This is a genomic window from Paenibacillus rhizovicinus (assembly GCF_010365285.1).
GTDB classification, from domain to species: Bacteria; Bacillota; Bacilli; order Paenibacillales; family Paenibacillaceae; genus Paenibacillus_Z; species Paenibacillus_Z rhizovicinus.
In genome coordinates, this window is the sequence record NZ_CP048286.1 from 4,723,028 (window position 1) to 4,741,963 (window position 18,936).

Sequence of the window (18,936 nt, forward strand, 5' to 3'; positions counted from 1 at the left end):
TTTAGTTCCTTGTTTATCTTGAAAATCCTCTTTGGCGCGGCGTAAACGCTTGCTCCGTGTTGTAACCAAGCAGACAATGACGAAGAGAAGCCAGCCGGCGGCTGGCTTCTGTCAGTTCAACGCTCCTTATGTTGTGACGCTTATTTGCGCGTGAGACGGGCCCATTCCTGCCGGATCTTGGTTTCGTCCAGATCGATGCCGATCATGACGAAATACGGCGCGCCGTCGTAAGTACTGGGTGACCATTCGATCCGTTTGCCCGCAAGCTGAAACAACATCAGGGCGCCGTCCTTGCCGTAGGGCATATAGCCTTTGGCGCGCAAGCAGCCGTTGCCGCGTCCGCCGAAGAAGGCTTCGAACTGGCGGCGGGTGATACCTGCAGCCGGATCGGTGTAGATGGAGGCCGTCCGGATACGCGAGAACGAGCCCGGGACCGCGGTTTGGTTCGCGGCTGCACCGGGAGCGGCCGTGCTTGCGGCTGCCGGACGGCTGCCCGCCGCCGTGCCCGCGTTCATGCGTACGGATGGCTGCGCGGCGGATCTGATGTTTGCCGTGCCGCCAGCGCGTTCGCCGCTGGACCGTGGCGATGCAGGCGGAATGCTTGCCGCCGCGCCTGGCGCCCGTACGCTTGTCGCAGACGGCCGCGTCCCGGAGATGACGGGCTGCCGCCGGTCGGCTGCCGCGGGAATGCCTTCCAGAATGATGGAGGCATCAAGCTCGCAGCGCACCGCGCTGACGAACAAGGCGGAAGCGTTGCGGTCCTGAACAAGGCCTTTGACTTTGTCGGCGGTGCGGTTCGAGATCAAGTCGGATTTGTTGGCGACGATGATATCGGCGACCTCGATTTGCCGGCGAAGCGTGCGGATCAGCTCCCGGTCCGAAGAGAAAATACTGTTATAATCAAGCGCATGCTCCGCATCGAGCACCGTGACGATGCGGTGCAGCGCGACTTTGCCGATGATGGCCGGCTCGGTCATCGCTTCCACGATTTCCTCCGGATTCGCGACGCCGGTCAGCTCCATGACAATAACGTCCGGCTGCATGAGCGCGAGCCGCTCCAGACACTGCGCGAGCTCGCTCTTCTTGCTGCAGCAGAGACAGCCTTCCGTAATGCGCTCCAACAGCTGATACGCCGATTCGCTGCTCACCATCATGCCGTCGACGTCTACCGCGCCAATCTCGTTCATGAGCACGGATGCGCGCAGACCGTTCGACTTGGCCTGCTGCAGCAGCCTTAGCAGCAGGGTCGTTTTGCCGCTGCCGAGAAAACCGCTAAGGACGACCACCGGTATCGCTTGTTGCTCCATGTTGGCCACACCCTCCTTCCAAGGTTCACATTCATGAACTTTATGCGGCTCGGTCCGGAATTAACACCATTTTCGGCGATGCTGTTAAAATCCGGCGGGGAACGGTATAATGGTGCCAGTTTATTCAAGAGAGGAAGAAGAGAATGACCATGTCAGGCGGAGAACCAACCCGATCACCAATCCGGCAGGACGGCCGCGCAGTCGCCGTGCATCTGCTGTCCGGATTTCTGGGAAGCGGCAAAACGACCCTGCTTAACCAGGTTGTCGATTACTATAAAGCACAGGACATCAAAGTCGCGATCATTATGAACGAGCTCGGCGACGTCAATTTGGACGGGCAGTTCGTAGACGGCGACGTGCCGATGGCCGAAATGCTGGGCGGCTGCATTTGCTGTACGATCCGCAGCGATCTTAGCCTCGAGCTGAAGGAATTGATCGAGGAGCATGAGCCGGACGTGGTGCTGATCGAATCGACGGGCGCCGCGAATCCGATGGAAATTATCGACGCCGTGACGGAAGCCGCGCTCTTGATGCGCATCGATCTGCGCACGATCGCGACGGTAGTGGACGGACCGGAGCTGCTTGCGCGCAGCAAGCGCGGCGGCCGCACGTTCAAGCTGATGCAGGAGCAGATTCGCTGCGCGACCGATCTGATCGTGAACAAGGCGGATAAGCTTGCGCCGGAAGAGCTCGTCGAAGTTGAGCAGCTCGTGCGGGAGTTGAATGCGTTCGCGCCGCTCACGGTGACGGTTCGCAGCGTCATCGATCTCGCGATTTTCGACCCGGCGGGCGGCTCGGAGACGGCTAGCGCCGTGGCAAGTTCCGCCGCGGCCGCATCTTCCTCGTCTTCCGCGGCATCGGATCCTGCTGCTCCGGGCGGCCACGAGTGCGGTCCGGGCTGCAGCCATGAGGACCACGATCATGCGCACGGGCACGCGCACGGCCATACGCATGAATCGCACGCGCACGTGATGACGCTGACGCATTATTTTGCCGGGGCGGTAAACAGTTACGACTTCGAGGAGCTGCTGAACCAGCTGCCGCAGAACGTCTATCGGGCGAAAGGCATCGTGACGTTCTTGGATACGAACAGCCGATTCCTGTTCCAGTTCGCGTACCGCGAGACGGAGTTCATCCGGATCACGCCCCAGGGGGACGTGCACGACGTGGCGGTGTTTATCGGAGAGCATTTCGACAAGGATGCGCTTCTGGCGGAGCTGGCGAAACTCGAACCATAATAAAATGGGCATTGTTGGATAAAAAGCATTTCCGATGGACAAGCTACCTCAGAATGGGTCGAAGCATGGCCCGCGAAGGGAGCTGATTGAGATGAAAACACCAACATGGCGCAAGCAACTCGCTGCGCTGGGAACGGCGGCCGCGCTGCTATTGACTGCGATGCCGATCTGCGCACAGGCGGCGACGCCTTCTTCCGAGCAGCTGCAAGCGCAGCACGAGCAAGAACGCGACCATTGGCGCTTCGGCGGCGGTCATGGCCATAAAAGCGAGGCGCGCAAAGCCCGCAAGCTGGAGTTCATGCAGGAAGCGGCGCAGTATTTCGGCATTGCCACGGAAGGCAAAAGCGCCGAGCAGCTGCATAAGGAACTGAAGGCCGCCCGCGAAGCGAATCCGGCCAAGTGGGAGAAGTTCAAATCCGAGAAGAAAGCGCAGCACATGGCCCGCCTGCAAGATACGGCCAAACGGCTCGGCATCTCGACGGAGGGCAAGACCGCGAGACAGCTGCAGGACGAAATCCGCGAGCTGTGCAAGAACCGCATGATCAAGCAAAAGGAAGAAAAGAAATCGGCAGACGCGAAATCCCAATCTTGATTGAAACGTAAAAAGCAGCAACGAGCGTCAGGCGTTCCAACCGCCTGCTGCTCGATTGCTGCTTTTTTGCGCGTGGCGCGGGACAATCGGTTAGCTCGCTGGCCCCCGCACAGACATGCTAGCACTAGCGTGTCCGCACTAGCCCCATGCGCCTTGCTCGCTCGCATCTCGTTACTTTTTGACGGTTTGCAGCTCCAGATGCCTGGAGATGACGAGATCCATCAGATGCCTGAATATAGCCGCGGCATACTCCGGATTCAACCCGTGCTCTTGCGCGTACTGCGCGATTTTCTGAAACTGCTGCGCTTCACGGGACGCATCCTGGGCGGGCAGGCCGTGCTGCTCTTTATAGATGCCGACTTCTTCCGTGCATGCGAAGCGCTTGGCAAGCAGGGCAATCAGTTGCCGGTCAATATCATCGATGTTCGTTCTCAGTTCAGCCAGATCTGCCATATTATGCACTCCTTCGAAAATTTCACGCGTAAACGCTTCTACGTAGTAAAGTGAGATATGCTTCACATTACCATATTTCCCGGTGCGCTGTAAACGGAGCGGATTTCCAGCGGCAAGCGGCGAGCTGCAAGCTGCAAGCCTTAGCGGCCGGCACCCGTGCCGTGCTGCACGGTGCTTCAAGCGGGCCGGTACGAAGAAAAGGCGTCCGTAGAGGACGCCGCATCCAATATTCTGATCCTTATTTATTCATTCCGCGTGTAATGACGGCGGTGATCTTCGAGATGGGTACGTATATACGGGTTCCCAATAAAGTTTTTAAGACGACGATGCCGTTGTTTATTTTGACGATCCGGCCTCCGATTTCTTCGGATGACACCGTTTTGAGCACGACGAATGTTCCGCGAAAACGATTCAATAGCGCAGCCATGGAGGATCCCCTCCTTAAAGTCTCATTTCTATTTCTATGAAAATGAATCGATAGGGTTCGGGCTTGTACCCGCGGGGAAGGAAATTTAGTTGCGGGCGCAGGCTCGCGCATCGGCGCGTGCATCCATGAAGGCAGCGGTGCGAGTAAGCGTATCGTCCCTTTAAACGCAAATCCCCTCCGCTTCCGCTGCTAAGCGGAAATGAAGGGGATTTGCCGGGGCTTGCTGTGCGCTGCGGCTTGCTGCTGTGAGCAGCGGCTCGCTGCGGTACGTGATGACGGAGCAGCCGCGAGTAAGCAGGAAAACAGCTGCGACGGTTATCGCCGCAGGCTGTTTTCCCGGATCAGCGACGTGATGGCTTCTACTGCCGAAGGGCCGCTGTCGCGCTCGCGCATCCGGGCGCGAATGCCCTCCCGGTCGGCATATAGCCGGCTAATCGCGGCCAAGAAGGCGTCGTCCGTCAGTTCTTCTTCCTGAAGCACCTCGCAAAAGCCGGCTTTCCGGAACGATTCCGCATTCAGCAGCTGATCGCCGCGGCTCGCGCTCTTGGATAAGGGAATGAGCAGCATCGGCTTGCGCAGGGCCAGAAACTCGAAGATGGAGTTCGAGCCGGCGCGCGAAATGACGAGCTCCGAACATGCTGCGATATCAGGCAGCTCATCGTGCACATACTCGTACTGGCGATAGCCTTTCACGCCGTTACAGCGATCGTCGAGCTCGCCTTTGCCGCAGAGATGAATGATCTGATACGTCTGCGTAAGCACCGGCAGGTTGCGGCGAACCGCTTCATTAATGTTTTTCGACCCCAGGCTTCCGCCCATGATGAGCAGGACCGGCTTGCCGGGGAGAAGCTTGCTCCACTGCAGCCCTTTCAGGGCATTGCCGCGAAGCAGTTCGTTTCTGACGACCGGGCCGACGTGCACGGCCTTATTTCCTTTGATGCTGGCGGTCGTCTCGCCGAAGGTCACGCAAACCTTCCGGGCGAATGGATTGGCGATCCGGTTCGCGAGCCCCGGCGTCAAATCCGACTCGTGGATGATGACGGGCACGCGATTCAGCCAGGCGCCGAGCACGACGGGGACGGAGACGAAGCCGCCCTTCGAGAAGACGACGCTGGGCCGCAGCTTCCGGATGAGCCGGTAGGCTTGGAAGACCCCTTTGACGACGCGGAAAGGATCCTTCACGTTCTGCAGATCGACGTAACGGCGCAGCTTGCCCGTCGAAATGCTGTAGTAATCGACATCGTCCAGTCTGCCGATGAGCTGTTTCTCGATGCCGCTGCTGGAGCCCATGTACACGGCGTTCCAGCCTTGGGACTGAAGGAGCGGGATGAGCGCAAGATTGACGCTCACATGTCCCGCCGATCCGCCTCCGGTGAAGAGGATCCGGCGCGGCTTCTCGCCCTGGGGGCGAGCGGGGATTGCATTTGGCATAGGCGGCTCTCCTTGATAGAATCAGTCATATAAGCGTATCACAGAATCGTTTCAATAGGGAGTGAAGGTGAATGTTCTTGCCGGAATTGAGTTACGTCATTCAACAGTATGCGGAACTGCGCCGTGCGCATGACGAAAACGTGCAGCCGGATGAAATCGAAGTCGTTCGCTTGTACCAAGACATGCTGACTGGCTGGAACGACCGCAGCGCGGAAGGGATGGCCGCCTCGTTCGCGGAGGACAGCGAATTAATCGGATTCGACGGGAGCGAAGCTTCGGGCAGACAGGGCGTTCATGATCATCTGGCGCCGATCTTCGCGAATCATAAGACCCCGCGTTACTGCGCGATCGTCAAATCCGTCAAGCTGGTTACGCCCGAGGCGGCTATCCTTCGCGCCTACTCCGGGCTCGTGGCGGAAGGCGCGTCCGATATCGACCCGAAGCTGAATGCCCAGCATTCCCTGACGGCCGTGAAGCGTGATGGCCGCTGGTTCATTGCCTTGTTCCAGAATACGCCTGCGCAGTTTCATATGGAGCCCGAGCGGGGAGCGGCGATTACCGAAGCGCTGCGCAAGCTGCTTAGGCCATAGGACGGAACTTTTCGCTAACGACTGAGGCAGGTAGCTTCGCCGCTAGGAATGAAGGAAGAGAAGCTGGTTTCTAAATGACAAAAGGCGCATTCGCCCAAGGACTACGGGTCCTCGGACGAATGCGCCTTTTTCATTCATCAAGAGCTTGCGAGTCTAGCACTTAAGCGACAGCGCTCCATCGCACGATCACTCCCGTCAATCAATCCAACGTGAGCAGTCCCATCGCCTGCTTCGCTTTCCGCAGCGTCTCGCTGGCGTCGGCGGCGGCTTTCAGCGCGCCTTGCCGCAGAATCGCGGTCAGTTCCTCCGAGTCGACGATTTCGTTGAACCGGCTCTGGATAGGGGTCAGCTTCGCCGTGACCGCGTCGGAGATATCCTGTTTGAACGGGCCGTATCCGACGCCGCGATACCGCTGTTCGATCGTATCCACGGATTCTCCGGCGAACACCGCGTAGATTTCGATCAGGTTGCTGATTTCCGGCTTTTGCTCCCAGTCGTAACGAACGACCCCTTCGGAGTCCGTCACGGCCCGCGCCAGCTTCTTCCGGATTTCCTCGGGGCTGTCCTGCAGCAGGATGTAACTGTTCCGATTCGGATTGCTTTTGCTCATCTTCTTGGCGGGGTCGTCGAGGCCCATAATGCGAGAACCGATCTGCTGAATGATCGGCTCGGGAAGCGCGAACGTCGTTCCGAACCGGTTGTTGAAGCGCATCGCCAAGTCCCGGGTCAGCTCCAGATGCTGCTTCTGGTCGTCGCCGACGGGGACGTGCGTGGCCCGATACAGCAGAATGTCCGCGGCCATCAGCACCGGATAGGTGAACAACGCCGAGCTGACGGCGTCTTTGCCGTGCGACTTCTCCTTGAACTGCGTCATCCGGCCCAGCTCGCCGAAATGCGCCTGGGTTTCCAGCAGCCAGCCGAGCTCGACATGCGCCGGTACATGGGACTGGACGAAAATCGTTGCTTTCTTCGGATCGATCCCCGCGGCGATGTAATAGGCGGCGATCTCCCTGGAGCGCCGGAACAGCGCGGCTGGATCCTGCGGCACCGTAATGGCATGCAGATCAGGAACGAAGAAGAAGCATTCATATTCGTCCTGCATGGTCAGAAATTGGTGCAGGGCGCCCCCATACCCGCCGATATTCATGTCCCCGCTTGGTTTGATGCCCGATAAGACTCGTTTCATGCGATGACCTCCACGAAATTCGATTTTGGACAAACAAAAAGACACCCCATCCCCAAAAAGGGGACGAAGTGTCGGACTCCGCGGTACCACCCGAATTCGGCCAAAAGGCCGCGCTCTGCTCATGTCTAAGGCGATTGGTTTGCGTTCACAGTCGTGAGACTGGGAATGCAGCATTCGCAGCTTCGAAAGCATAGGCATGCTTCCCCGAGGTAACGGAGGGAATGCCGTCAACGCCTACTGGCCGACAACAGCGTGCCGAGGTTCGGATTGAAGCGAACGGAGCCATTCGTCTTGCTCGAAAGTACCGGACCTTTCACCGATCGCCGGCTCGCTTTGACAGTCGCAGCAAGAGTACTCTTTCCATTCATAGCTTTGCGCATATCCAATTTTGGTAATGGTTAGCAATCAGTATAGTACAGCATCATATGCGAGTCAAGGGAAAAAGCGATTGATCAAACCGGCGGCCTTACGTTACGATGAACATTAAAATGAAAACGATTACGGGGGATCGCCATGCAAGGAGCCGTACGATGGGTCGGGTCGATATTCAAGGTGCAAAGCAGCATGCAGAAGAAGCTGACGGCGGTGTTCGTATTCCTCATCATCACGCCGATTATCGCGATCAGCTATATTTCTTACCAGAACTACGTCGATTCCATTAACAAAAACACGTCGCAATATATGAACCAGGTCATCGCGAATTTCCAGAGCAAGCTGGAAGAGACGATTGCCAATATGATGGTGGTCACGAAAATCCCGCTATACTCCCAGGAACTGCAGCAATATCTGGTGACGCCAAGCCTGGATTTGGCCAAGCAGAACAAAATCGATTTCTATATCGGGCTGATGAACAACCTCAACAAGGATATGAGCTCCACGTACATTTTGGATCATTACGGCAACCTCTTCTATCGCATCAAAACCGATGCCGTTCGTCCGGACCTGAAGCAGCGGCATGCCGAATGGCAGTCGATCGCCGAACGCGCCGAAGGGAACCCGACGATTCTGAGCACGCAGGAAATTTCCATTCCGAACCACCCGTCGTACTATGTATTCTCCGTTATTCGGGATATCCGCGACGTCAATTCGTTCGCTTCCATCGGCACGATCGTCGTGGACACGAAATTGGATGCGATTCAGGAGACCGTGGAGCAGATGGATGCCATCACGAAGGGGATGACGCTGATCGTCGACCGGGACCGCAACGTCATCTATGACAGCCGCAAGCAATGGATCGGCAAGCCGCTCGGCAACCCGGCCATGCTGAAGGGCATCGAGGGCAGCACAGGAACCGTGGAGACGGCGGTGGACGGCATCGATTATATTGCGACATATAATCGCTCGGATGTGTCGGGTTGGAACACGATTGTCTATATTCCTGTGGATCATTTGCATCATGATGCCAAAATCACGCGCAACTTGACGACCATCGCCACTGTGCTCATCGTCATAGCCGCGCTCGTCGTCTCGATCGTCCTCTCGTTCCGGCTGTCCAAACCGCTCCGCACGATGACTAATCTGATGATCGAGGTCCAACAGGGGAATCTCGACATCAGTTTCCGCGTCAAGAACAAGGACGAGGTCGGCGTGCTGGGCCTTCACTTCAACCGGATGCTGCGGCGCATCAAGGATCTGATCGACGAAATCTACGTCATCCAGAATCGGAAGAAGGAAGCGGAGCTAGAGGCGCTGCAGAGCCAGATCAACCCGCATTTTATCTATAACTCGCTGGAGACCATCCGGATGAAGGCGCTGTTGAACGACGACGAGGAGGTGGCGGACATGACGTTCATTCTCGGCAAGTTGATGCAGTACAGCATCAACCGGGGCAAAGAGACCGTGTCCGTGCAGGAGGAATTGCAGCATTTGGACAACTATCTGAACCTGCTCAAATACCGGTTCAAGAACCAATTCCATTGGGAAGCGGACCTGCCGCCCGACGTGCTGCGTTACGACGTGCTGAAATTAACGTTTCAGCCGATCGTCGAGAATGCCATTCTTCATGGACTCGAGGGCAAGAAGGTGAAAGTTCATATTCGCGTCTTCGCCAAGATCGCCGGAGAACGGCTGCATATCTATATTCAGGACGAAGGGAACGGCATACCGCCGGCTATTCTGGCGCATTTGCAATCGTATATCGGCGGGCAGACGGGGGAAACGGCCATGAAGTCGGGCATCGGGCTCAAAAATATCAATGAGCGCATCAAGCTGTATTACGGCGAATCCTTCGGCGTGTCGATCGACAGCCGCGTGAACGAAGGCACGATCGTGACGCTGGCGCTGCCGTATCCGTCGCCTAACGGCTGGAATGAACAGGAGGGATTGCCGTGCTGAACATCGTGATCGTGGACGATGAAGAGATCATCCGGCTCGGGCTGGCGAAAATGATCGGCAAGCTGAGCGGTGAATACCAGGTTGCAGGCAGTTTCGAGGATGGGGAAGAGGCGCTCGCCGCCTTGGAGGAACTGGGCGCGAGCGTGGATTTGATTATTACGGATATTAAGATGCCGTATTTGGACGGCCTGAGCTTCATCGAGCGGCTGAGGGAGAAGCACCCCGAGATGCCGTGCGTTATATTGAGCGGCTACAATGATTTCGAGTATGCGCGCAGGGCGATCCAGTCCGGCGTCGACGATTACATGCTGAAGCCGGTCGATGCGCAGGAGCTCGCGGTTCTGCTGGGGAAGGTTGCGCAGCGAAGAGAGCGGCTGCGCGCGGACGAAGAGCGCCAGGAACTTTCCTCGCGTCAGCTGGAAGCGGGCCAGCGCGAGGAACGGCTTCGGCGCCTGCTCGCCGGTGGCGCGGGCGAAGAGTCGGTACTTCCGAACGAGGGACAGGGCGCGATTCTCGTATTCCGCTCTTCCAATCCGCTCGTTCAAGAGAGCCTGCTCCATTATCTGCATGCGCTGAAGGAGCAGATACGGGAAGCGGTCGTGATGCAAGAGGGTCTCGTCGCAGCGGTTGTACTGCTGTCCGGCAGGGAAGCGGTTCAGCAGCCGCAGCGCGCGCTGCGCGCTGTCAGTCTGCGCGTCATGGACCATTTGCAAATCCGAGGCGGAGGTTTCCTTGCCATCGGCGAATGCTTCGCGGATCCGCAGGCAGGCGCCGCGGGCTGGAGCCGCGCCTACCGCGACGCACTGGCGGCCAGCCGCCATCTCTTCAGCGCGGACCGGGGCAATGTCCTTCAATCGGCCGCGGATTTGAAGACGAAGGCGGAGCCATGGCGGCTGACTGCGCCGGTGCTGGAGGAGCAGCTGAAGACGGCGTGCGAGATGCTGGACGCGCAGGCGATCAAGGCATTGCTGCCGCGCTTCTTCGCCGAAGCGGAGCAGGGCAAGGCGGGCTACGAGGAGGTCATTCATTTGGCCAATCATTTGTTCTATACCTTGGCGACCCGTATCGATGGATTTGCGGATGCGCTTCAGGGACTGCAGGGCGGCAATTTCGACTTCCATCAACGGGCTGCGGCTCTATACGCCATACAGGATGTCCGGGATTGGCTGGTTTCCTTCGCCGTTCAGGTCATGGAGGCGCTTGAACCCGGCAGGACGGCGAACGGCAATCGCGCCATCGAGAAGGCGAAGGCGTGGATACAGGAACATTACCGCAAAGAGATCGAGCTGACGGTGCTGTCGGAGACCGTCTTCCTCAATGCCAGCTACTTCAGCTATCTGTTCAAGAGAGAGACGGGACAGACGATTACCGAATACGTGACGATGGTCCGCATGGCGAAAGCGAAGGAATATTTGAAAGAAAGACTGGATTTGAAGGCCTATCAGGTAGGGGAAATGGTCGGATACGCCGACGGTATTTATTTCAATAAATTGTTCAAGAAAACCATCGGCGTGACGCCGCAGCAATATCGGAACCAGACGCTGGGGAGATAAGCAGGACAATCGCTAAGCCAGTGCTTCCGAAGCAGGAGAGAACTGTATAAGCAGCTTTCGCTAAGCCTATGCTTCCGAAGTGGCTGAAGCTGTATTTCCGTCTCGCGACGGAATCACAGCTTCAACCTTTACCCAAACCAAAGACAATAAATCCAAAACCGTTACGTAGAAAGCGTTCTCAAATCCCTCCATAATTGAACTTGTAACCGATACCATTATGCTCCATACGCGATAAGGGGGAAGCAAGAAATGAAGAAATGGGCATCTCTAATGCTCTCAACCGTGCTTTGCGGCGTCGTGCTCGCAGGCTGCGGTTCGAACGGTAGCAACGACGGTAGCGCCAACGAAGGCACAGCCCCAAAAGAAGACAATCAGGCAGCGGCTGGCGCGAATAACGGAGCCAAGACAGAGAACGGCGATGCCGCGGCCGCCGCTCCGGAGAGCGCGATCAAAGGCAAGATCACGTTCGCGACGAACCGCACGGACCTTGTCGAGACGGAACTGAAGAGCTACGCGCAGCGTTTCCACGAGAAATATCCGGAAGCGACTGTCGAATTCGAAGCGATCAAGGACTATGAAGAATCCATGAAAGTACGCCTCGCGTCCAACGAGTTCCCGGATGTCATCCTCGTGCCGAAGACGGTCACGAAAGAAAAGCTGCCCGAGTTCTTCGCGCCGCTGGACGATCTTGGCCTGAACGACAAGGTGTACTTCAAGGACAATTACAGCAGCCAAGACGGCAAATTGTACGGCATCGTCTCCGGCAGCTCGGCGATGGGCATCACGTACAACAAGAAGGCGTTCGAGAAAGCCGGCATCACGGCGGTTCCGAAGACGCTCGACGAATTCTACGCAGCTTGCGAGAAGCTGAAGGCTGCGGGCATCATTCCGATGTCCACGAACTTCAAGGACAAATGGCCGCTCATGGGCTGGGATCAGGAAGCGTTCCTCTTCGCGAACGACCCGGCGCTTCATAACACGATGGCCGGTCAAGACGAGCCGTTCACGATGGACGGACCTTACGGTCAGGCGATGTCGATCATCAAGACGATCGTCGACAAAGGCTATGCGGAGAAGGACCTCATGTCCACGAACTGGGAAGGTTCCAAGAAGGACGTAGCTTCCGGTACGACGGCCATGTATCTGCTGGGCAACTGGGTCGTGCCTCAAGTCATCGATAATGGCGCCAAATCCGAGGACGTCGGCTTCTTCCCGCTCCCGATCGACAACAGCGGCGAAGCGAAAGCGCTGCTGAGCCCCGACTACGCGTATGCCGTCAGCAAGAAGAGCGGCAACCTGGAAACGGCCAAGGCATTCCTGAAATGGCTCGTCGAGGAATCCGGCTATGACGATTTCGGCGGCTTCATTCCAGTGCTGAAGGACAAGAAACCGGCGCTGCCTCAGCTGGCCGAGTTCATGGCCTTCAACCCGAAAGTCGTGGAGATGCAAGCCGAGAGCGACGAGTACCTGAAAATCGGCAACAAAATGCAGTTCGACACGAGCGGCTTGGCGCAAGACGTCATCATGGGCAAAGACATGGCGAAGGTATTCGCCGACTACAACAAACGTTGGAAAGAAGCGCGCGCGGCGGTTGCCAACTAACGGTTGGTTGCCAACTAACGGTCGCTAATTAACGGCCACTGTGTAGCGGACGCTATCCCGAAGTAATGGACGGCACGCAACACCTTAAATTCCTCCAATTCCGCAGCGGCTGCCGAAGGGGCATGACATGACATCCGCGGTCATGCCCTTTTACTATCGGCCGCGGAACGAGGCAACAAATACGGTTAAGGAAGGGCTAACGATGTATTCCTCCCTATACAAGAAGCAGAAGACGGTCATTCTGTTTGCGTTTCTCCTGCTCCCAGTCACCCTGCTGATACTCTTCTCCTTGTATCCCGGCGCCAACCTGCTTTACCTGAGCTTGACTTCCTGGGACGGCTACAGCTCGGACAAAGGCTGGGTCGGGTTCGATAATTACCGCGAGATTTTTCATAATAGCGAGATTTTCAGCGTATTCGGGCACAACCTCTATTATTTTTTCGGCGGCATTCTGCAGAACGTCGTCGCGCTTTACTTTGCCGTCATTCTGAGCCGGAAGCTTCGCGGACGAAATGGATTCCGCGTTCTGATCTTCCTGCCTTACATCATGAACAGCGTGGCGATCGCCTACATGTTCTCGTACGTATACGATGCGCAGCATGGTTCCTTGAACGCGCTGCTTACGAATTTGGGGCTCGGGGATCTCATTACGAGCTGGCTCGGCAATAAGCATATGGTCAACATTTCGCTCGCACTCATCTCCATGTGGAAATACCTCGGCTTCAACATGGTTATCTATATCGGGGCGCTCCAGTCGATCCCCGAAGATTTGTACGAGGCCGCGCGCATCGACGGCGCGAACGGATGGCAGTCCTTTCGCTTCATTACGTGGCCGAGCCTGCTCAAAATCATCGAGCTCAGCATGCTGCTGACCGTGACGGGCGCGCTCGAGGTGTTCGATTTGCCGTTTATCATGACCAAGGGCGGCCCGGCGGGCGCAAGCGAAACGTTCGTGACGAAGACGGTGGATACGGCGTTCCACTACAGCAATTACGGCTTGGCTTCGGCCATGGGCGTCGTGCTGCTGGCGATCGTCATTGTCGTCATCACGGTGCAGCGCAAACTTATTTTACGGGAAGAGAAGGGGCGATAACGCATGCAGCTACTTAAACGCAAACGTCCCCTGCAGGCCGTGCATTACCTCCTTCTGTCGCTGGCCGTGTTCGCGGTGCTGTTTCCGCCGGCCGTCGTCGTGCTGAACGCGTTCAAAGGGACAGAGGAGTACAACGCTTCCGGCGTATTCGATCTGCCGAACAGCTTCTTCAATATGGACAATTTCCGAACGGTCATGCGAATCGGTCATATGGGACGCGCCTTCTACAACACGGGCATCATTCTCGTGCTTTCCCTCATCGGCAACATCTTGATCGGCACGACGGCTGCTTACGCGCTGGGCCGGTTCGACTTCAAGCTGAAGCGCGTCATCTTGGCCGGCTACGTGCTGGCGACGCTTATTCCTTCCGTGACGACGCAGGTCGCGACGTTCTCCATTATTAAGAACCTGGGCTTGTTCAACACGCACTTGGCGCCGGTGCTGCTCTACTTGGGCACGGACGTCGTGCAAATTTATATTTTCCTGCAGTTCATCCGCGGCATTCCGTTCGACCTGGACGAGAGCGCGATGATGGAGGGGGCCAGCCTGTTCCGGATCTTCCGGTCGGTCATCTTCCCGCTGCTCATTCCGGCGACGGCCACCGTGACGATCATCAAGACGATCTCGATCTACAACGACATGTACATTCCGTACTTGTACATGCCGGCGCAGAAGCTAGGCGTCGTCTCGACGTCGCTCATGAAATTCGCCGGGGTCAACAGCGCGCAGTGGAATTTGATCAGCGCGGCGGTCGTGATCATTCTCATCCCGACGGTCATCATTTATTTGTTCCTGCAGCGTTATATTTTCTCGGGCATCGTGAGCGGTTCGGTCAAATAGTTCGCATCTATCCTATATCTCCAGGCCGGTTGCCTCGCGCAGCTGGCCTTTTCGCGCCTCGATCACTCCGCAGCAGAGGCAGCCCCGGCAGAGGAGGAGGTTCCCGTAGTCGCAGCCCCATCCGCAACAGGATCTTCCTCCCGTTTCTGCAGCACTTCCTTCTTCAGGAACCAGCAGGCGATGAAGGCGGCGATGACGAAGGCGAACGAGATGGTAAATATATTTTGGAACGCCTCCGAGAAAACGGTTTGCACTTTGATCAGCAGATCGTGCGGGAGTCCTTCCGGAATGCCGCCGGTCGCGATGTTCTTAGCCGTCCCGTCGGGCAGCTGATCGGCCATCTGCGACACGCCTTGATTGATGTGACGCGCCAGCAGGCTGCCGAAAATGCTCAGTCCGATCGTCGCGCCGAGGGACTGGAACAGCTGGACGGTGCCGAGCGCCGAGCCGCTGTCCGCTTTGTCGACGCTTTCCTGCACGATCAGGTTGTCGCTGCCGAACAGGACGCCGATGCCGAGTCCGAGAATGAAGAACGTGACGACGACATAGAGGACGCTCGTAGCGACGCCGATTTGCGTCAGCAGGTAGAAGCCGACGATCGGGAGCAGGAAGCAGACGATGAACAAGTTGCGGTACGGCACCTTGGTAATCAGGAAGCCGTTCACGATGCTGGACGGAATCGCGCCGGCCATGAAAGCGAGCATCAGATAACCGGATGCCGTCGGCGTCAGTCCCATGACGTTCTGGGCGAAGAACGGGAACGTCGCGATTCCGCCCATGATGCCGAGCATCAAGATCAGAACGATAATGGAGAGGACGACGACGGACCGATGGCGGAAGAGGCGCAGCGGAATAATGGGCTCCTTCGCTCGACTTTCGATGAAGACGAACAGACCCGTGAACAGCGTGGACAGTGCCAGCAGTCCGATGATGCCCGGCGATGACCAAGACAAGCCTTCGTTGTCGATCAGCACCGGCGTCATCAGCAGGGAGAGCAGGGCGGCGACGAGCGTGGAAGCGCCGTGCCAGTCGATCGATTTCTTCTCGGTTCCCCGGGATTCGCGCATGCCGATACTGAGCACCGCCGCGGCCAGCAGGCCGACAGGGATGTTGATCAAGAATACCCAGTGCCAATTCACGTGACCGACCATGTATCCGCCGACAGTCGGACCGAGCAATTGGGGCAAAATCATCAGCGGACCGAACAGGCTCTGAATCTTCGCCCGCTGCTCCAGCGGATAGGTGTCGCCGATAATAACGAGCGCGAGCGGCATGAGCCCGCCGGCTCCTATACCCTGAATGCCTCGCCCGGCGAGCAGCATCGTCATGGACCCGGCCAAGCCGCTCACGATGGAACCCGCGATGAACAACGCCATGCAGCTTAAGTACACGCGTTTGCGGCCGTACAAGTCGGCAAGCTTGCCGAGGATGGGCATGAACATCGTGGCGGCGAGCATGTAGACGCCCGCGACCCAGCCGTAGAGCGACAAGCCGTGCAGCTCGCGGATAATCGTCGGCATCGCCGTCGAGACGACCGTTTCGTCCAGTTCGGCGAAAATCAAGCCGAGCATCAGGCCCGCGAGCACGAGCCGTTTGTTGGTTTTGTTCGTTTCAACCATTGGATATCTCTCCTGTCTTCACTAGCTGACCTGATTATAGGTTATAAAGCGAAGCAGGGAATCAATCGCGGGACCGATGCGGGCGACGTCCATTGGACCGAGAGAGGCAGCCCATGAACGCAGGCGCCATACTCGCAAAAACACGAAAGGCCCCGAAGCTTCGTTTCCGAAGCCGCGAGGCCGTCCTCTCTATAACCGATCATCAACTCTCCATCAAATGCAGCAGCAGCGCCTTTTGCGCGTGCATCCGGTTCTCCGCCTGCTGATAGATGACCGAGCTGGCGGATTCGATCAGTTCCTCTTCGATTTCGAAGCCGGGGTGAATCGGCATGTCATGCATGATATACGGCGTGCTGCCGTTCAGCGCCTTGCGGTTCAGCTGATAAGGGAGCATCGTTTGCATGCGGAAATCTTTGACCGCCTCATAGTCCGCGCTGTGGTAATGCTCCATGTCGATCCACGTGTCCGTGTAGACGTAATCGGATTGGGCAGCCGCATCCGTTAACGAGTTCATTCGCGTCACGAGGCCGCTGCCGATGGCTTGGTCCATCAGCTCCCCGTCCCACGAGGCTTCGTTGACGATGGGGGTGACAAGCAGCAAACGGATCCCGAGCATCGCGCAGCCGGCAATCAAGGAATTGGCGACATTGTTGAGGATGCCGACATAGGTGACCGTAATGCCTTCAAAGGTTCCGGACACCTCGTAGATCGTCATCAGATCAGCCAGCGCTTGGCAAGGGTGATAACGGTCGCAGCAGCCGTTAATGACGGGTACCGTCGCATAGGCGGCCAGTTCCCGCAAGTCGGAATGCTTCTTTAAACGAGCCACGATGAAATCGCAATTGCGCGACGCGTAGCGGGCTTCGTACCGGATGGGAGAGATGCTGAAGTTGCTGGCGTTCCAGTCCATCGGTACGGCGTAACCGCCCATTTGGTTGATACCGGATTGGAAGGACAGGTTTGTCCGGGTCGACGTTTTCTGAAAAAGCATCAGTGCGCCTTTACGGTCGCAGGCGGTTGCGTATCGTTCAGGCTGCCGCTTAATGGCGATGCCGTTCTGGATGATTGTCATCAATTCGTTCCGGTCCAGATCTTGCAGGGAAAGAAAATGTTTCAACGTTGGACACCTCGCATGTGTGAATAATTATTCAATATAAAAGTATTTATATTCACTATAATGAGTGTTTATGCAGAAGTCAATTTATAAATATTCAGTTTATTTGCATGAAAATGCATTCGCCGCTAAAGGGGGTTCGCAGGGGTGTTACCAATCATAAAAAGCGGAAGAAAAGCTGACGCAAATGATTAAATTTTTAATTGACAATGAGAATCATTATCGATTAATATCTACTTGTACTAATTGATATTGATTCTCATTATCGATCAGGGGGGCTGATTTTGTGTTTTTGAAAGTATTATCTCGTGGTGTGTTGGCGGCAGCCGTGCTGCTAACGCCGGTAACAAGTTTGAGCAATACGGCAAGCGCTGCAAGCACGGCAATTAAGGTTACGCTGGACGGGAAGTCCGTTTCTCTGGATTCCGCTCCGAAGATCGTTAACGGCCGTACGCTGGTTCCTTACAGCGGCATCGTAAGCGCGCTTGGTGGCAAGGCGACTTGGGACGCGAAGAACAAAACCGTATCCGCGGTTCAAGGCGATGTCTCCGTCAAATTGACGGTCGGTTCCCGCACGGCTTACATAAACGGCGCCGCGCAAACGCTCGAAGCAGCTCCGTCCATCGTAAACGGCAAGACGTTCGTGCCGCTGCGACTCGTTTCCGAAGCTTTCGGCAAATGGGTTTCCTACAGCAAGAGCGCGGCTGCCGTCGCGATCAGCAGCACGCTGACCGTAAACACGAGCACGGGCCCGTTCACGCTCAAGAAGAAGCCGAAACGCATCGTTACGCTTTCCTCTTCCGATACGGAAATCATCTATGCGCTCGGAAGCACGGTTGTCGGCCGCTCGACTGCGCTCGGCGCGGTATCCCCTGCGGCTGCGGCATCCGCTCCCGAAGTCGGAAGCACGCACGGCATCGAATTCGAGAAATTGGCTTCGGTGAAGCCGGATCTCGTCATTGCCAGCCCGGCGCTCCAATCCAGCAAGGCGACGATTGAGAAGCTGGGCGCTCAAGTGATGTTCAACTCGCATAACACGTTTACGGAAATTCAAGCTTCCGTCCGTCTGTACGGCAAAGTACTGGGCCAAGAGGCGAAAGCGGAACAGTTGATCAAGAAAATGAATGCCGATGTCTCCTCGCTCAAGAAACCGAGCACGGCACCGAAGACGCTGATCGTATACGGCGCTCCAGGCAGCTTCGTCGTAGCGCTGCCGACGAGCTACCCGGGCAACTTCTTGGAGCTTGCCGGAGGCAAGAACGTCGCGTCCAACTTCAAAGCAATGGATTCGATGCCGCAGTACGCGGATCTCAGCTTGGAGCGGATCATCGCGGCTAATCCGGATCTGATCCTGTTCATTACCCACGGCGATGCAGCTGAAGTCAAAGCAAGCTTCAAGAAGCAATTCGAGACGAATCCGGCTTGGAAGAGCTTGTCGGCCGTGAAGAACGACCGTTTCGAAGTACTGCCATCCGACTTGTTCGCGGCAAACCCGGGGCTGCGCGCACCGCAAGCGATTCAAGCGATCAACAAATTGCTGCTGCAGGTGAAGTAATC

Annotated in this window: 16 protein-coding genes; 9 read left to right on the forward strand and 7 right to left on the reverse strand. The window is 56.9% G+C overall.

What is annotated here, in order from left to right; all coding sequences use genetic code 11:
* Positions 1-140: 140 nt before the first annotated feature.
* Entirely contained in the window at positions 141-1,307 is a 1,167-nt protein-coding gene (locus tag GZH47_RS21195; RefSeq protein ID WP_162643018.1) for a CobW family GTP-binding protein, read from the reverse strand.
* A gap of 149 nt (positions 1,308-1,456) precedes the next feature.
* On the opposite strand from GZH47_RS21195, the gene GZH47_RS21200 reads away from it, so the two are divergent.
* Both GZH47_RS21200 and GZH47_RS21205 read left to right on the forward strand, forming a co-directional pair.
* On the forward strand, positions 1,457-2,545 hold the full coding sequence (locus GZH47_RS21200) for a CobW family GTP-binding protein (RefSeq protein WP_162645355.1): 1,089 nt from the start codon (positions 1,457-1,459) through the stop codon (positions 2,543-2,545).
* Positions 2,546-2,636: 91 nt separating this feature from the next.
* Complete coding sequence (locus GZH47_RS21205) at positions 2,637-3,137, forward strand: hypothetical protein (protein ID WP_162643020.1); 501 nt, start codon at positions 2,637-2,639, stop codon at positions 3,135-3,137.
* Between the two features lie 171 nt (positions 3,138-3,308).
* Here the strand turns inward: GZH47_RS21205 and GZH47_RS21210 are convergent, their stop codons facing one another.
* The 3 genes from GZH47_RS21210 to GZH47_RS21220 all read right to left on the reverse strand — a co-directional run bounded on the left by GZH47_RS21210 (position 3,309) and on the right by GZH47_RS21220 (position 5,448).
* Positions 3,309-3,590 (reverse strand): chorismate mutase, encoded by a 282-nt coding sequence (locus GZH47_RS21210; RefSeq protein WP_162643023.1) that lies wholly within the window; start codon positions 3,588-3,590, stop codon positions 3,309-3,311.
* 238 nt (positions 3,591-3,828) lie between these two features.
* Positions 3,829-4,017, reverse strand: a complete 189-nt coding sequence (locus GZH47_RS21215; protein WP_162643025.1) for a hypothetical protein — start codon at positions 4,015-4,017, stop codon at positions 3,829-3,831.
* A gap of 315 nt (positions 4,018-4,332) precedes the next feature.
* The gene (locus tag GZH47_RS21220; protein ID WP_162643027.1) at positions 4,333-5,448 is read right to left on the reverse strand and encodes an undecaprenyldiphospho-muramoylpentapeptide beta-N-acetylglucosaminyltransferase; all 1,116 of its coding nucleotides are present in this window, start codon (positions 5,446-5,448) and stop codon (positions 4,333-4,335) included.
* A gap of 71 nt (positions 5,449-5,519) precedes the next feature.
* Here GZH47_RS21220 and GZH47_RS21225 point away from each other — a divergent pair, with 71 nt between their 5' ends.
* Positions 5,520-6,038, forward strand: a complete 519-nt coding sequence (locus GZH47_RS21225; RefSeq protein WP_162643029.1) for an SgcJ/EcaC family oxidoreductase — start codon at positions 5,520-5,522, stop codon at positions 6,036-6,038.
* A 199-nt stretch (positions 6,039-6,237) separates the two neighbouring features.
* Here the strand turns inward: GZH47_RS21225 and trpS are convergent, their stop codons facing one another.
* The gene (trpS, locus tag GZH47_RS21230; RefSeq protein ID WP_162643031.1) at positions 6,238-7,224 is read right to left on the reverse strand and encodes a tryptophan--tRNA ligase; all 987 of its coding nucleotides are present in this window, start codon (positions 7,222-7,224) and stop codon (positions 6,238-6,240) included.
* A 513-nt stretch (positions 7,225-7,737) separates the two neighbouring features.
* On the opposite strand from trpS, the gene GZH47_RS21235 reads away from it, so the two are divergent.
* The 5 genes from GZH47_RS21235 to GZH47_RS21255 all read left to right on the forward strand — a co-directional run bounded on the left by GZH47_RS21235 (position 7,738) and on the right by GZH47_RS21255 (position 14,646).
* Entirely contained in the window at positions 7,738-9,558 is a 1,821-nt protein-coding gene (locus GZH47_RS21235) for a cache domain-containing sensor histidine kinase (RefSeq protein WP_162643034.1), read from the forward strand.
* Entirely contained in the window at positions 9,552-11,111 is a 1,560-nt protein-coding gene (locus GZH47_RS21240) for a response regulator (protein WP_162643036.1), read from the forward strand. The genes GZH47_RS21235 and GZH47_RS21240 overlap by 7 nt, the downstream gene beginning before the upstream one ends.
* A gap of 249 nt (positions 11,112-11,360) precedes the next feature.
* The gene (locus tag GZH47_RS21245; RefSeq protein ID WP_162643038.1) at positions 11,361-12,713 is read left to right on the forward strand and encodes an ABC transporter substrate-binding protein; all 1,353 of its coding nucleotides are present in this window, start codon (positions 11,361-11,363) and stop codon (positions 12,711-12,713) included.
* A 202-nt stretch (positions 12,714-12,915) separates the two neighbouring features.
* Positions 12,916-13,806 carry a carbohydrate ABC transporter permease gene (locus GZH47_RS21250; protein ID WP_162643040.1) on the forward strand — a complete coding sequence of 297 codons (891 nt, stop codon included), beginning with the start codon at positions 12,916-12,918 and terminating at the stop codon, positions 13,804-13,806.
* A gap of 3 nt (positions 13,807-13,809) precedes the next feature.
* Entirely contained in the window at positions 13,810-14,646 is an 837-nt protein-coding gene (locus tag GZH47_RS21255; RefSeq protein WP_162643043.1) for a carbohydrate ABC transporter permease, read from the forward strand.
* Positions 14,647-14,708: 62 nt separating this feature from the next.
* Here the strand turns inward: GZH47_RS21255 and GZH47_RS21260 are convergent, their stop codons facing one another.
* Positions 14,709-16,265 carry an MDR family MFS transporter gene (locus GZH47_RS21260; RefSeq protein ID WP_162643045.1) on the reverse strand — a complete coding sequence of 519 codons (1,557 nt, stop codon included), beginning with the start codon at positions 16,263-16,265 and terminating at the stop codon, positions 14,709-14,711.
* Between the two features lie 202 nt (positions 16,266-16,467).
* The gene (locus tag GZH47_RS21265) at positions 16,468-17,382 is read right to left on the reverse strand and encodes an ornithine carbamoyltransferase (protein WP_162643047.1); all 915 of its coding nucleotides are present in this window, start codon (positions 17,380-17,382) and stop codon (positions 16,468-16,470) included.
* A gap of 283 nt (positions 17,383-17,665) precedes the next feature.
* Between GZH47_RS21265 and GZH47_RS21270 the strand changes: the two genes are divergently transcribed.
* Positions 17,666-18,934, forward strand: a complete 1,269-nt coding sequence (locus GZH47_RS21270; RefSeq protein ID WP_162643050.1) for an ABC transporter substrate-binding protein — start codon at positions 17,666-17,668, stop codon at positions 18,932-18,934.
* Positions 18,935-18,936: the final 2 nt, after the last annotated feature.